The following is a 12,596-nucleotide window of genomic DNA, read 5'->3' on the forward strand; positions in this document are numbered from 1 at the left end:
TTCAGCTCCCTTCCGTGAGCCGTTGCTCCAGCAACGTCAACCGCTCGGAGATGCGTGCCAGGGCCAGCTGCAACTCCTCCTCTCCGGCATCCTTCGCCAGGGCCGGCTCCACCGGCACGTCCGTGACCTGCACCTTCATCACCGGATTCCCCAAACCAGGCTGGATCCGATCGAGACGCTCACGAACCTGACGGGCCGCCTCTGCCCCTTCCTCCCGGAGCTCCGTGAGGCCCTCCGGACCCTTGGAGAGTGCATCAGCCAGATCACGGGCGCCACCGCGCTTGGCCCGCTCGACCGCAGCCATCCCGACCGGCAGGACCTCCTGCATCAGGGTCAAACGCAGGCTGTCGAGGGGGTCGGAACCCATGAAGTGAGGCATTGAGTGCGCCCAGTCTGGCGCCTGATCCCCGATTTGGCTGGCCTAGCCCGCGCTGCGCGAGATGGCTGGCTGGACGATCTGCTGACGGCAGAACTGCTGGGAGCCAAGCCACCAGCCCGCACCCACCGCGATCACCATTAAGGCCGAGAGGGGGAGCAGGGCCTGCCGCGTCACCGGCAGCACCATCCACTCGCTCCAGTCACGGATCAGGCGTTCGCGATCGAAGCGACGGCGCTCGCTGGCCTCCTGCTGCAGACGACGCTTGAGCGACTTGGAGACCCAACGCTCAAAGGCCTTCTTCTTGGTGACGGCCATCTTGCGCTCCACCTCCAGCAGCTGGCCGGGGGTGAGCTCAGGGTTAAAGGTGCTGATCAGCTCCAGGCTCTTGAGGAACATCTCTACAGCCCCGTCCTTCACGGCACGGTCGGTCTCGTTGAGCAGCTCCCAATCCAACTCGGGATAGAAGCGCACCCGGTTGGTCGTGATCTGATCCTCGGCCAGCTGCCCCGGTTCCCGCAGCCAGCGATCGGTATTGGCGTCAAAACGGCGCCAATAAAGGAAGGGATTCAGATACACCACCTTGCCTGCCAGCTGAATGCTGTCCTGCTGAAGGCGGCGCTGCAGCTGGATGTCCTGCTGTGGGGCGGCAGTCAAGGCTCCTAGGCCGGGGGACCCGAGGGTAACGGAGTCACCCGGCCTAGGCCATGGCTCAGGCGATGGGAATTATTCCCACTCAATGGTACCGGGGGGCTTACTGGTGATGTCGAGCACCACCCGGTTCACGCCCTTCACCTCATTCACGATCCGATTGGAGATCTTCTCCAGCAGGTCATAGGGCAAGCGGGACCAATCCGCCGTCATGCCGTCTTCAGAGGAGACGCAACGCAGCACCACCGGGAAGGCATAGGTGCGCTTGTCTCCCATCACGCCAACACTGCGCACCGGCAGCAGCACCGCAAAGGCCTGCCAGATGTCGTGATAAAGACCAGCGTTTTTGATCTCTTCGCGCACCACCAGATCGGCATCGCGCAGGATGTCGAGCTTGTCGTCCGTCACCTCACCGAGGATGCGGATCGCCAGGCCAGGACCGGGGAAGGGGTGGCGGCCGACGATCTCCTCGGGAAGTCCCAGGGTGCGGCCCACCTTGCGGACCTCGTCTTTAAACAGACGCCGGAGGGGCTCCACCAACTTGAACTGGAGATCCTTGGGCAGGCCACCCACGTTGTGGTGGCTCTTGATCTTCACCGCCACCCGCTCGCCCGTTTTGGGATCGACGTTGGTGCCAGCGCTCTCGATCACATCGGGATACAGAGTTCCCTGGGCGAGGTAGTCAAAGGGCCCAAGGCGCTTGCTCTCCTCCTCGAAAACCCGAATGAATTCGGTGCCAATCAGCTTGCGCTTCTCCTCGGGATCGGTGACCCCAGCGAGTTTGTTGATGAAGCGCTCACGGGCGTTGATGTATTCGACCCGGATGTGGAACTTCTTGTCAAAGAAGTCCATGAGGAATTCAGGCTCCCCTTTACGCATGAAGCCCTGATCAATGAACATGCAGGTCAATTGATCTCCAATCGCCTTGTGCAAGAGGAAGGCGAGGGTGGAGGAGTCGACACCACCGGAGAGAGCGAGCAAGACACGCTTATCGCCAACCTGACGGCGCACATCCGCAACCGCCTCATCGATGAAGGCAGCCGTCGTCCAATCCGGCAGGCAGCCGCAAACGTGATAGACGAAATTGCGAATCAGAGCCATTCCGCATTCGGAATGGACCACTTCGGGGTGGAACTGAACGCCGTAGAGACGCCGCTGGTGATCCGCAACGGCGGCCTCAGGCGTGTTCTCGGTGTGGGCCAGACGGACGAAGCCTTCGGGCAAGCGCTCGACGGAGTCGCCATGGCTCATCCACATCGTCGAGCCCTCGTCGACGTTGGTGAGCAGGTCGGTGGGGTCGTCGACAAATAAAGGTGCCTTGCCGTACTCGGCGCGGCCGGCAGCCACCACAGAGCCGCCCAGCTGCTGCACCATCAGCTGCATGCCGTAGCAAACCCCCAGAACCGGAATGCCCAGATCCCAAATCTCTGGATCGCACTTCGGGGCGTGCTCGGCATACACCGAGCTGGGACCGCCACTCAGGATGATCCCCTTGGGATTCAGGGCCTTCAATTCAGCCGCGCTGGTGGAGTACCCCATCACCAGGGAATACACCTCGGTTTCCCTGACCCGACGGGCGATCAGCTCGGAATATTGAGAACCAAAATCAAGGATCACAATCGCCGGATGACGATTGGTTTCACCGATTGAGGTTGGAGTCACGTCTGACATGGAGCGGCCAGCAGCTGTGGCCCAGGCATTCAGATCACCCTAGATCTCAGGCCCGAAAGCCCTCCAGCAGCGCAGCCCCGACCGGGCCGCAGGCACAGATGCTGCGGCTGCGATCAAACAGGACAGCCCCAAGCTGGGGAGCCGCGTCATGGTGCTTGGCCAGGTAGGCCCCGGCCCGCTGCTCAATCACGGCGGCCAAGCGCTGCTGCAAGCCAGTGGCCAGGGCGGAATCACGCTCGGCCAACGCAGCGATGGCCTGATCAACGCTGGCCGCCTCTAGAAGCAGCCGGATCTGCTCCAGGGAACACCCGTGCTGGGCCGCCTGGGCCGCCAGGATCTCCAACCGTCCATCGGCCAAATGGTGATGGGTGTGAAAGATGCCCCCCGCCAGCTTGATCAACTTGCCCTGGTAGCCAAACAAGAGCAGGCGCCTGACCCCTGCCTCAGCGGCAGCCACCAGCAATGGCCCAATCCAGTTGCCAGCCTTGAGCAACAGGCCATGGGGCAGCCCATGCTGCGGGGCCAGATCCAGCCCGTTTTCCCCCAAGACGAGCACCAGATCGCCGCTCCAGCCCGGCTCCTGACTGCGACGCGCCAACTCCTGACGGGCCTGGTCCAGTTGATCAGGCGCGGCACTGCGCTGGACCAGGGCCTGGGTCCCAATCAGGGCCAAACCATCCACCACACCAAAGGCCGCATTGCTGGTGCGCGCCGCCCGTTGGCGCCCCTCCGGGAAGGTGAGCGTCAGCCGCAAACCCCGGCGATCTGGCAGGAGCGGGCGAAGGTTGCTCTCGAGCAATTGCCTGGCATAGGCCGAGAGGCAGGCCTCGCCGGAAGCTGCGTGCACACCCACGCCCTCCCCAGCCAGCAACTCCAGCCAAGGCTGTTCCCCCTCAGCCTCCGTCCAACTGGCCTCCACCCAAACCTGCAGGCCGCGGGTGAGGTCCAGCACCTCTCCGGGGTCACAGCAACTGGTGGCCAAGGCCCGCCCCGGCCCCAACCGTGCGGCGGCCTGGACCGGAATCACCGTGGCTTCAAGGCCCGCTTCTGGATCCAGCAGGAGCTGAACCTGCGCTTGAAAAGGCTGGCCAAGCAACTCTCGAACCGCCGCGACCGCTGCAGCCGCAACCCAGACCGGCAGGGTGTAGCCGCACTCAGCCATGGGCAAGGGAAGGGTGAGGTCCGTTTTTTATGTTGGTCGATTGCGCTGCTGATCCAACGGGCAGCGATCGCCCCGGCTCACCCACCATGCAGGACAAGCTGACTCTGATGATCCCCGGCCCCACACCGGTGCCGGAAAGCGTCCTGCAATCCATGGGGCGTCACCCCATTGGACACCGCAGCGCGGACTTCCAGAAAATCGTTGAGCGCACCACCGCCCAACTCAAGTGGCTACATCAAACCAGCAATGACGTTCTGGTGATCACCGGCAGCGGCACCGCCGCCATGGAAGCCGGAATCATCAATGTGCTGAGCAAAGGGGACAAGGTCCTCTGCGGCGATAACGGCAAATTTGGCGAGCGCTGGGTGAAGGTGGCTCAGGCCTACGGCCTGCAGGTGGAGGTGATCAAGGCGGAGTGGGGCTCCCCGCTAGATCCCGAGGCATTCCGTGCCGCCCTGGAGGCCGACTCCAGCAAGGCGATCAAGGCCGTGATCCTGACCCACTCGGAAACCTCCACCGGGGTCATCAATGACCTCGAGACCATCGCCAAGCACGTCAAAGCCCATGGCACAGCGCTGACGATCGCTGACTGCGTCACAAGCCTCGGCGCCTGCAACGTGCCCATGGACGCCTGGGGGATCGACATCATCGGATCCGGGTCCCAGAAGGGCTACATGATGCCCCCGGGTCTGGCCTTCGTGGCCATGAGCGACAAGGCCTGGGAGGCCTACGGCCGCTCCGACCTGCCGAAGTTCTATCTGGATCTGGGCAAGTACCGGAAATCGGCGCAAGCCAACAGCAACCCCTTCACCCCGGCGATCAACCTCTACTTCGCCCTGGAAGCGGCGCTCGAGATGATGCAGGCCGAAGGGCTCGAGGGCATCTTTGCCCGCCATGCTCGTCATCGCGCTGCCGCCCAAGCGGGGATGAAGGCCATCGGCCTGCCCCTCTATGCCGCCGAAGGCTGCGGCAGCCCGGCCATCACCGCCGTGGCTCCCGAGGGCATCGATGCCGAGACCCTTCGCAAGAAGGTCAAGGATCGCTTTGACATCCTTCTGGCCGGTGGCCAAGACCACCTCAAGGGCCAGGTCTTCCGCATCGGACACCTGGGCTTCGTTTGCGATCGCGATGTGCTGACCGCCGTCGCAGCGATTGAAGCCACCCTGCAGGAACTCGGACTGCACAAGGGGACCCCTGGTTCTGGCGTGGCAGCCTGCGCAGCCGCACTGGCCAGCTGAAGCAGGCGACCACAGGGGAGCCCCTTCAGCAGGGCTCCCTTGCTAGGTTGATTGGGATAGAGAAAAGCCTTGATCACGGCTTTTGACTATCAAATTGCGGATGTAATTCAGTGGTAGAATGTCAGCTTCCCAAGCTGAACGTCGCCGGTTCGAGCCCGGTCATCCGCTTGAGAATTAGTTTCTGGGCTTAATCAGCTGCATCACCTGCGGCCCCACGCTTCCTGCGCGGCGCTCGCAATCGAGGGAACGGAGAATATCGCGCGCTGACTGTTCGATTTCACCGCTGGACGCGGCCTGCTCAGCCGAAGCCGAAAAAGCGGCAGCTGCACGCATCAAATCGTCTCGTCGCTCGGCAACAGGTGCCTGCTGGCTGGCTTGCATTTATTTGATCTTGCCTGAATAAATATTAGTCGCCACGTTGAAGCGACCCCGAACGGTGGGGCTGCCCTGACACAACTGAAACGGATCGGCCGAGTGGTTTTAGGTGCCCGGTTCCTCGCGATTGCCGCCCAGTGCTGCGATCTGATCACGCAGTTGCCTCACTCTTGAAGCATCACCACGGGTGATGGCAACGGCGAGGGCGAACTCGAGTTTCTCGAGCTGATGGCCACCCTCAGCAAAAGAACGGCTGGCGCAGGCAGGTGTACCCGAGGCGGCAGGGGCAACGGGAACAGAGCGATGGCTGTTGGAGAAGGCCATGGTTCGCTTTCTTTCCATTGTGCCCCCGGCGCAAGGGGTCATGCAGCCATGAATTCATCCTCGTGAGGATTCACCGACGCAGGGACCTCCTCCTCGCTCACGCCGTCCTGCAGGAGGCTGCGGCAGTCGGCCAACAGCGTCTCCACATGGTCGAGACGGCTCAGCTCCTCAGGATCAGGCGTCTCAACAAAGGAGACCTGCTCCAGTTGCAGCTCCATCGCATTGAGGCGCTGCTCCAACTTCACCAGCCGCTGCGAGAGGGCCGCGACAGTCTGGGCGAGGTCCTCTGTGGTGCGCGTGATGCGAAACGAGACCGATTCGCCAGCCATGGACAGGGTTCAACTCGCCCGATAACACCACAGCCCTGGGCAGTTCTCAAGCCCAAGCGGCCAAGCAGACTGAAGGCATTCCAGGGCAGCCCCGCGATGCCATCAAGCCTCCACCTGCTGGCCTATGTCCTGGCGGGCATTGGCGGCGGTTTGCTGGCGCTGCGCACGGGGATCCCCGCCGCACCCCTCGCTGGCGCGCTGCTGGGAGCGGGACTGCTGAGCATGAGCGGCAAGCTCGAGGCCGCCAACTGGCCCGCAGGCACCCGGACTGCCCTGGAAATTGGCATCGGAACCGTCATCGGCACCGGATTAACAGCGACGGCCTTCAGCGAGCTCAGGCAGCTCTGGCGGCCGGCCCTCTTGATCACGCTCACCCTGGTGATGACCGGCCTGGTGGTGGGGCTCTGGTGCAGCCGTCTGCTGGGAATGGACCCGCTCATCGCCCTCTTGGGAGCCGCACCAGGGGGAATCAGCGGCATGAGTCTGGTGGGCGCCGAATTCGGAGTCGGTGCGGCCGTTGCTGCGCTCCACGCCGTCCGCTTGATCACGGTGCTGCTGGTGCTGCCGCTGGCGGTCAGGCTGCTCCTGGGCCACGGGGACCTGCCGCCGCCTGCCAGCTGATTGATCGGCACCTGGATCCAGGGGGAAACGATCGATACGGTGGGACCCATTCCCCTGCTTCGGCATGCGTCTTTCCCTGTCCCTCAACGGCCGGCTGCTTCGGCTGGCTGCAGCCCTTCCGCTTGCTGCCCTGGGCTGGTCTGCGCTGCCGACCGCCGCTCTGGCCGGCAATGAAGCCGGTGCCAAAGGAGCACAGATCTATTGCTTCATGCGCAGCAGCGGCAACAACCACGAAGTGAGCTGGAAAGCGGCCTACGCGGTCATCAAGCGTCAGAGCGCCTCGGTCTTCAAGACCTCGCCTGAACACGCCGCGGTGATGATCACCGAAGCCGTCGTCGCCGATCCCGGCAAATACAACGACTGCGGTCGCTACCTGGGCGATCTCTACGTCAAGGCGGTGGACACCAACGAAGAGAAGAACCAGTCCACCCACCCCGACAGCACCAGCTCCGGCATCACCAGTGGCACCGGCGCCAGCGGCAGCTCGAACCGCTACGCCTACTGAGGCTGATGGCACCCCGCACCACCCAGGGCCGCGCTTGGCTACCGCCATCCCTGGGGGCGGGTCTACTCTGGCTCGTCCTCAGCAGCTGCAGCGCTCCACCCGAGCCCGGCCAGAGTCAAACCAAGTTTGACGACTGCCTGCGCAACGTCAATCTCGATCGGTTGCCTGCCTTGCTCAAGCACTGTGATGCCGTAGTGGAGGCCTTCCCTGAACACCCGCAACCCCGCAACGAGCGGGCCCTGCTGCTGAAATTGGCGGGCAAGCCACAGGAGGCCTGCCGCGACAGCCTCAAAGCCGCGGCCCTGGTGAAAGAAGGCAAACACCCCGTCGACGCACTGATGCGCGACGAGATCGACTTGCGGCGGCGCAACTGCATCCGCCTCACCACTGATCGAGCAGCTGCTGCACCATCCGCGGTAGCGGCTGACGCTCCAGCTGAGCCTGGCCGCGACTGAGCAACAGGGCAATGCGCTCGGCCTTGTCGGCAATCAGCCCGTCCACCAGCTGATCCGCGACGCCAAGCTGAAGCCAATGGCACTCCAGGGTCCCCTGCATACCAATGCGGTGGCAACGGTCCTCGGCCTGCTCAGCGTCGCCGGGGGTCCAGGGCCTCTCCAGCAGGACCACATGCTTGGCCCGATGCAAGGTGAAGCCCAGGCCTCCAACGCCGAAGGTGCTGATCAGCAGCTGCTCGTGGCCAGCCTGAAAGCGATCCACCACACCTTGGCGATCTGCGGCGGCCAGGCGTCCGGTCAGCAGGGCACCCCCTAGTCGCTGCTGCAACAACTGGGCCGCCGCCACAAAGGCTGTGAAGACCACAACGGCTTGCCCCTCGGCCTGCAGCCTGGCCAGCAGCGCGGCGGCGGCGGGGAGCTTGTACTCCGAGCCGATCTGACGCAGGGCGGTCAGTACGGCTAAGGCCTCGGCATCGCGGCGCACCAAACCCACAGCGGCGCGGCGGCGATAGTCATCCACCTTCAGTTGCAGGCGGTGCTGAAAGCCCTGACCCTCCGCCTCCGACAGGCTGACGGGAAGCATCTGCCGGCGTTTCGGGGGGAGATCCAGACAGTCCTGTTTGCGGCGATGCAGCAGCAGGGGCCTGACCAGGCGCTGCAGCTCCGGCAGGTGGGTGGCCCCGGTCGCACTCCACTGCCGGGTGCCCGAGCGTTCATGCCAATGGCCAAGGCAGTAGCGCTCCTCGAACGCGCGTTGGTCCTTCGCCAGGGGGTGGCCGATGGCCGCCAGCAAAGGGAACAGCTGCGCTGGGCGGCCGTTTTTCATCGGTGTGCCGCTGAGTAACCACGCCACCCGCAGCCGAGGATGGCGCGCCAGGCGCAGGAAGGCCTGGGTACGCGCAGCAGACAAGTTCTGGGCGTAGTGGGCCTCATCCGCGATCAGAACCGTGCCGGCCTCCGGCAGCTCCTGCGGGAGCGCCGCCCAACTGAGCAGGGTGATCTGCAGTTGCAAAGCCGCCGCCTCCTGACGCCAATGGCGATGGAGCCCCGTGGGAGAGATCACCACCACGCAGCAATCCGCCGCCCGGACCATCGCGCGCGCGGCCACAAGCGCCGTCAGGGTTTTTCCCAGGCCCATGGCATCGGCCAGCACCGCACCACGCCGCGCCAGCAACCAGCGCACCGCCGCCCGCTGATGGGCAAACAGCTCCCGGCCGTCCGGCAAGGGTTCCGCTAATCCGGCGCTGGCAATCAGCTCGCGATGGGGCGGCAAGGGGGGCAGAGGCTGCTCGAGCCAGCTGCACCACTGGGGCAACGGCGGCTCCATCGCGAAGCGCTTGCCGAAGTGCTGACGCAAGATCAAGGCCGCTTCCAGCGGGAACTCCCAGCAGGCCTGCTTTGAGCGCCAAAAGCCTCGGGGGCGCACCGCCCTGAGCTGGGCCTGAGTGACCGCATCAAAGGGCAGAACCAACTCGATGGCCCCTGATGCTCCCAATCGCATCAGGCAGCGAGAGGTGCGTTGCTGGGCCGTCTGAGCTGGGGCAGCAACTCATAATTTAGCGAAGCTCAGGGCGGGCGCAACAGCTGCAATAAGCCTTGCAAAATGCATCGTTCGACACATTGACATCCCAGCCACTCAGGTCAGAATCCCTATAACCGAATTATTCGGATGCACAGCAGGGATGCCGTTTTCCTTGAAGACTTGTGCCCCAAACTTCGTGTCCGCCGGTGGAGACAATCCCTCCACACTTACACCGGAAAAACGTGCATCTACTGCGGCAAACCTTCTGAGTCTATTGATCACGTTTTTCCGCAAAGTCGCGGCGGCTTAAGCGTGACCGAAAACTGCGTTCCCGCCTGCCTGGCCTGCAATGGCCGCAAGAGCGACGCTGACGCTTTCGAGTGGTACCGGCAGCAGCGCTTCTACGACCCCCGCCGAGCAATGGCCATCCGCGCCTGGACCGACGGTGACCTACGCCTGGCCCTGCGCCTGCTGCAGTGGGCGAGCCCAGGCGCCATTCCCGCGCCCGCAGCGCCTGACTCCGGCTTCAATCCCATGCAGCCGTACCTGCAGGCCGCCTAAGTCACCAGATCCGGCAGGCCGCAGCGCCGTTATGGCGCTGGCAAATCTCCGCCTGAGCCTGGGGCTGGTCGGGAGCCAGCAGCAGGGCCGAGAACAGCGTCAGCGCCAAAGCCGTCAGGCCAATCAGGCGACGCGGGGCGCCAACCTGCGAACGCCGCCGAGGACGCACACGCCCAGGGACCTGGCCCACGAAGGAGGACGCAAGAGGGGCGGGGAAGCAGGATGCAGTCATTAATCAGCGGGCGAGTAATACAGGTGTACTCATGACGGCTCGTGGTGTCAACCCCTCCTCCCGCGTGCTGGTCCTCGGCGGGGGATACACAGGCCAGCGCTTTGCCGATGCAGCCAGAGCGCGCGGGGCCCAGGTCTGGCTGACCTCGCGCTCGATCAAAGAGGGATCGCAGTGGCTGCACTTCAATGCGGGCGAGGGGGCCGTCCCGCAGCTTCCTGAAGGCCTCAGCCATGTGCTGATCACCCTGCCACCCAACAAGAACGGCGAGGACGACGCCTACAACCTTCTGGGGGAGTCCCTCCGGCACCAGCCCCTCCAGTGGGTGGGTTACCTATCGACCACGGGGGTCTACGGCGACACCCAAGGACGCTGGGCCGATGAACAGAGCCCGACAGAGCCAGGCCTTCGCCGCAGCCAATCCCGCCTGCAGTGCGAGCAACGCTGGCTGGCCAGCGCTCTCCCCCTACAGAGTTTTCGGCTGCCCGCGATCTACGGACCGGGTCGTTGCCCCTTCCAGCAGCTGCAACAGGGCCAGGCCCGCTTGATCCACAAGCCCAAGCAGGTGTTCTGCCGGATCCATGTCGATGACATCGTTGGCGTTTTGCTGCACTGCTGCGGCCTACCCCCGGAGGCCAGGCCAGCGGTGCTCAACGTCAGCGACGATCTGCCCTGCCCCTCGAGTGAAACGCTCGGCTATGCCGCCCACCTGCTGGGTTGCAAATTGCCAGCCGTACGCAACTTCCGCGACGCCCAGGCGGAGATGAGTGCGATGGCTCTGAGCTTCTGGGCCGACAACCGCCGCGTCAGCAATGCGCGGCTGTGCCAGGACCTGGGCTACCAACTGCGTTACCCCAGCTATCGGGAAGGATTTGCCGCCAGCTGGGAGGAGGAGCAGAACCGTCCCAAGTGATGGAATAACCCTTAGATGCGGTTTGCGCCTGAACCCGCCGGACCTTGATCCGGGTCCGGAACGAACGGCACCCCGGCATCGTGGAAGAGACGATTCCAGTGCAACTCCACCCAGCCGTTCTGCACACCCTTCACCAGGGCAAAGCCCATCCCGATCAGCAACAGCCAACGCAACATGGGTGATCCGCCAAGCGACAGCAACGCTAAGCGCCCCCGCTTGATCGTCTCCCTTGGCGATCCCGCCGGCATCGGAGGCGAGGTCACGCTCAAAGCCCTGGCCCGCTGGACCCCCGCTGGCCAACCGCCGCTGCTGGTGGGTTGCCGCCGCTGGCTGGAGGAGACCTACACGCAACTCAAGGGGCAGACAGACGCCCCCCTGGCGGACCCCGCCCAGCTCGAGGTGGTGGATTGCCCGCTCGAGCAACCCGTCAAACCAGGGACCCCCAGCGCCATCAGTGGTGAAGCCAGTTTCCGCTGGCTCACCCAGGCCGTTGAGCTGGTGCAACGGGGCTCCGGCCAAGCCCTTGTCACCGCCCCGATCGCCAAACAGCACTGGCATGCAGCGGGCCATGACTACCCCGGTCAAACCGAACGCTTGGCTGAGCTGGCTGGAGCCAAGGAAGCCTCGATGCTCTTCACCGCCCGCTCCCCCCAGAGCGGCTGGCGGCTCAACACCCTGCTCGCCACCACCCACATTCCGCTTCAGCAGGTTCCCCAAGCCCTGAACCCTGAGCGGGTGCGGGCCAAGCTCGACGTCTTACTGGCGTTTTGCCGTCGCTTTCGCCACGAGCCGACCCTGGCCGTCGCAGGACTCAACCCCCATGCGGGCGAGGCCGGACGTCTTGGACGAGAGGAGCGGGACTGGCTTGAGGCCACGCTTGAGGAGTGGAGCGCGCGGCACCCTGAGGTCACCGTGCTGGGGCCACTTCCGCCTGACACCTGCTGGCTGAGCGCGGGCATGGCCTGGCAGCAGGGCGGACGAGCTCCCGATGGCTTCCTCGCGCTCTACCACGATCAGGGCCTGATCCCCGTCAAGCTGCTGGCCTTTGACCAGGCGGTCAACACCAGCCTGGGCCTGCCCTTTCTGAGGACCTCACCGGATCACGGAACCGGGTTCGACATCGCCGGCCTTGGCATTGCCCGCGCAGCCAGCATGGTGGCGGCCTTGGAGGCCGCTGAGGAATTGGGCTAGGCGGGTTTCACCCGCATCAGCACCTGGCCAAATTCAACCGGGGTGCCGTTCTCGACCAAGATCTCCACCACCTCACCGCTCACCTCGGACTCGAGCTCGTTCATGAGCTTCATCGCCTCGAGGATGCAGACGGTCTGGCCGACATTGATCTTGGCGCCGAGCTCCACGAATGCCGACTCGCCGGGAGCAGGGGAGCGGTAGAAGGTCGCCACCATCGGAGCGGTGATCTCAATCAGATCACTGCGGGCCGCAGCGGCGGCCGGGGGAGCCGCGGAGGGTGCAGCGGCAGGTGCTGCTGCAGCGGGAGCCGCAACCGGAGCGGCAGCTTGCATCACAACCTGGGGCTGGACCCCCGGAAGATTGCGACGCAATTCCAAGCGGAAGTCATCACCTTCGAGCTTGAGCTCTTGGATGTCGCTGTCCCCAAGCAGGGCAATCAGCTCACGCAGCTGGTTGTGGTCAAGTTGCATGGG

18 protein-coding genes and 1 tRNA gene are annotated in these 12,596 nt (G+C 64.3%); 8 read left to right on the forward strand and 11 right to left on the reverse strand.

What is annotated here, in order from left to right; all coding sequences use genetic code 11:
- Nucleotide 1: 1 nt before the first annotated feature.
- The 4 genes from CB0205_RS0102460 to cbiD all read right to left on the reverse strand — a co-directional run bounded on the left by CB0205_RS0102460 (nt 2) and on the right by cbiD (nt 3,860).
- Nucleotides 2-367: a hypothetical protein gene (locus CB0205_RS0102460; RefSeq protein ID WP_043705249.1), complete on the reverse strand. Its 366-nt coding sequence runs from the start codon at nt 365-367 to the stop codon at nt 2-4.
- Between the two features lie 54 nt (nt 368-421).
- On the reverse strand, nt 422-1,033 hold the full coding sequence (locus CB0205_RS0102465) for a hypothetical protein (RefSeq protein ID WP_010313935.1): 612 nt from the start codon (nt 1,031-1,033) through the stop codon (nt 422-424).
- 69 nt (nt 1,034-1,102) lie between these two features.
- Nucleotides 1,103-2,698, reverse strand: a complete 1,596-nt coding sequence (guaA, locus tag CB0205_RS0102470) for a glutamine-hydrolyzing GMP synthase (protein ID WP_010313937.1) — start codon at nt 2,696-2,698, stop codon at nt 1,103-1,105.
- 46 nt (nt 2,699-2,744) lie between these two features.
- On the reverse strand, nt 2,745-3,860 hold the full coding sequence (gene cbiD / locus CB0205_RS0102475) for a cobalt-precorrin-5B (C(1))-methyltransferase CbiD (protein WP_010313939.1): 1,116 nt from the start codon (nt 3,858-3,860) through the stop codon (nt 2,745-2,747).
- An 86-nt stretch (nt 3,861-3,946) separates the two neighbouring features.
- On the opposite strand from cbiD, the gene CB0205_RS0102480 reads away from it, so the two are divergent.
- A complete protein-coding gene (locus CB0205_RS0102480; RefSeq protein ID WP_029626064.1) occupies nt 3,947-5,098 on the forward strand; it encodes an alanine--glyoxylate aminotransferase family protein in 1,152 nt (383 codons plus the stop codon).
- A gap of 96 nt (nt 5,099-5,194) precedes the next feature.
- Nucleotides 5,195-5,266, forward strand: a tRNA-Gly gene (locus CB0205_RS0102485).
- A gap of 6 nt (nt 5,267-5,272) precedes the next feature.
- Here the strand turns inward: CB0205_RS0102485 and CB0205_RS0102490 are convergent.
- The 3 genes from CB0205_RS0102490 to CB0205_RS0102500 form a co-directional block, all read right to left on the reverse strand.
- Nucleotides 5,273-5,479 carry a hypothetical protein gene (locus CB0205_RS0102490; RefSeq protein ID WP_010313943.1) on the reverse strand — a complete coding sequence of 69 codons (207 nt, stop codon included), beginning with the start codon at nt 5,477-5,479 and terminating at the stop codon, nt 5,273-5,275.
- Nucleotides 5,480-5,578: 99 nt separating this feature from the next.
- On the reverse strand, nt 5,579-5,797 hold the full coding sequence (locus tag CB0205_RS0102495; RefSeq protein ID WP_010313945.1) for a hypothetical protein: 219 nt from the start codon (nt 5,795-5,797) through the stop codon (nt 5,579-5,581).
- Nucleotides 5,798-5,835: 38 nt separating this feature from the next.
- Nucleotides 5,836-6,126 (reverse strand): hypothetical protein, encoded by a 291-nt coding sequence (locus CB0205_RS0102500; RefSeq protein WP_010313947.1) that lies wholly within the window; start codon nt 6,124-6,126, stop codon nt 5,836-5,838.
- 96 nt (nt 6,127-6,222) lie between these two features.
- Here CB0205_RS0102500 and CB0205_RS0102505 point away from each other — a divergent pair, with 96 nt between their 5' ends.
- The 3 genes from CB0205_RS0102505 (at nt 6,223) to CB0205_RS14140 (ending at nt 7,707) form a co-directional block, all read left to right on the forward strand.
- Nucleotides 6,223-6,747 carry an AbrB family transcriptional regulator gene (locus tag CB0205_RS0102505; protein ID WP_010313950.1) on the forward strand — a complete coding sequence of 175 codons (525 nt, stop codon included), beginning with the start codon at nt 6,223-6,225 and terminating at the stop codon, nt 6,745-6,747.
- Nucleotides 6,748-6,811: 64 nt separating this feature from the next.
- Complete coding sequence (locus tag CB0205_RS0102510; RefSeq protein WP_010313952.1) at nt 6,812-7,252, forward strand: DUF6554 family protein; 441 nt, start codon at nt 6,812-6,814, stop codon at nt 7,250-7,252.
- 5 nt (nt 7,253-7,257) lie between these two features.
- Complete coding sequence (locus CB0205_RS14140; protein WP_043705253.1) at nt 7,258-7,707, forward strand: hypothetical protein; 450 nt, start codon at nt 7,258-7,260, stop codon at nt 7,705-7,707.
- Here the strand turns inward: CB0205_RS14140 and CB0205_RS0102520 are convergent.
- Nucleotides 7,634-9,208, reverse strand: coding sequence for a DEAD/DEAH box helicase (locus CB0205_RS0102520; protein WP_010313956.1), 1,575 nt, complete (start codon nt 9,206-9,208; stop codon nt 7,634-7,636). The genes CB0205_RS14140 and CB0205_RS0102520 overlap by 74 nt on opposite strands.
- 168 nt (nt 9,209-9,376) lie before the next feature.
- On the opposite strand from CB0205_RS0102520, the gene CB0205_RS15195 reads away from it, so the two are divergent.
- A complete protein-coding gene (locus tag CB0205_RS15195) occupies nt 9,377-9,790 on the forward strand; it encodes an HNH endonuclease (protein ID WP_071777926.1) in 414 nt (137 codons plus the stop codon).
- A 1-nt stretch (nt 9,791) separates the two neighbouring features.
- On the opposite strand, the gene CB0205_RS14150 is transcribed toward CB0205_RS15195, so the two are convergent.
- The gene (locus tag CB0205_RS14150) at nt 9,792-10,022 is read right to left on the reverse strand and encodes a hypothetical protein (protein WP_156797764.1); all 231 of its coding nucleotides are present in this window, start codon (nt 10,020-10,022) and stop codon (nt 9,792-9,794) included.
- A gap of 31 nt (nt 10,023-10,053) precedes the next feature.
- Between CB0205_RS14150 and CB0205_RS0102535 the strand changes: the two genes are divergently transcribed.
- Nucleotides 10,054-10,932, forward strand: a complete 879-nt coding sequence (locus CB0205_RS0102535) for an SDR family oxidoreductase (RefSeq protein WP_010313961.1) — start codon at nt 10,054-10,056, stop codon at nt 10,930-10,932.
- A gap of 11 nt (nt 10,933-10,943) precedes the next feature.
- On the opposite strand, the gene CB0205_RS16250 is transcribed toward CB0205_RS0102535, so the two are convergent.
- A complete protein-coding gene (locus CB0205_RS16250; RefSeq protein WP_010313963.1) occupies nt 10,944-11,108 on the reverse strand; it encodes a hypothetical protein in 165 nt (54 codons plus the stop codon).
- Here CB0205_RS16250 and pdxA point away from each other — a divergent pair.
- A complete protein-coding gene (pdxA, locus tag CB0205_RS0102545; RefSeq protein ID WP_010313965.1) occupies nt 11,107-12,123 on the forward strand; it encodes a 4-hydroxythreonine-4-phosphate dehydrogenase PdxA in 1,017 nt (338 codons plus the stop codon). The genes CB0205_RS16250 and pdxA overlap by 2 nt on opposite strands.
- Here the strand turns inward: pdxA and accB are convergent.
- Nucleotides 12,120-12,593, reverse strand: coding sequence for an acetyl-CoA carboxylase biotin carboxyl carrier protein (gene accB / locus CB0205_RS0102550; protein ID WP_010313967.1), 474 nt, complete (start codon nt 12,591-12,593; stop codon nt 12,120-12,122). The two genes, pdxA and accB, sit on opposite strands and share 4 nt — an antisense overlap.
- Nucleotides 12,594-12,596 lie beyond the last annotated feature (3 nt).

It is taken from the genome of Synechococcus sp. CB0205 (assembly GCF_000179255.1).
GTDB lineage: Bacteria > Cyanobacteriota > Cyanobacteriia > PCC-6307 > Cyanobiaceae > Vulcanococcus.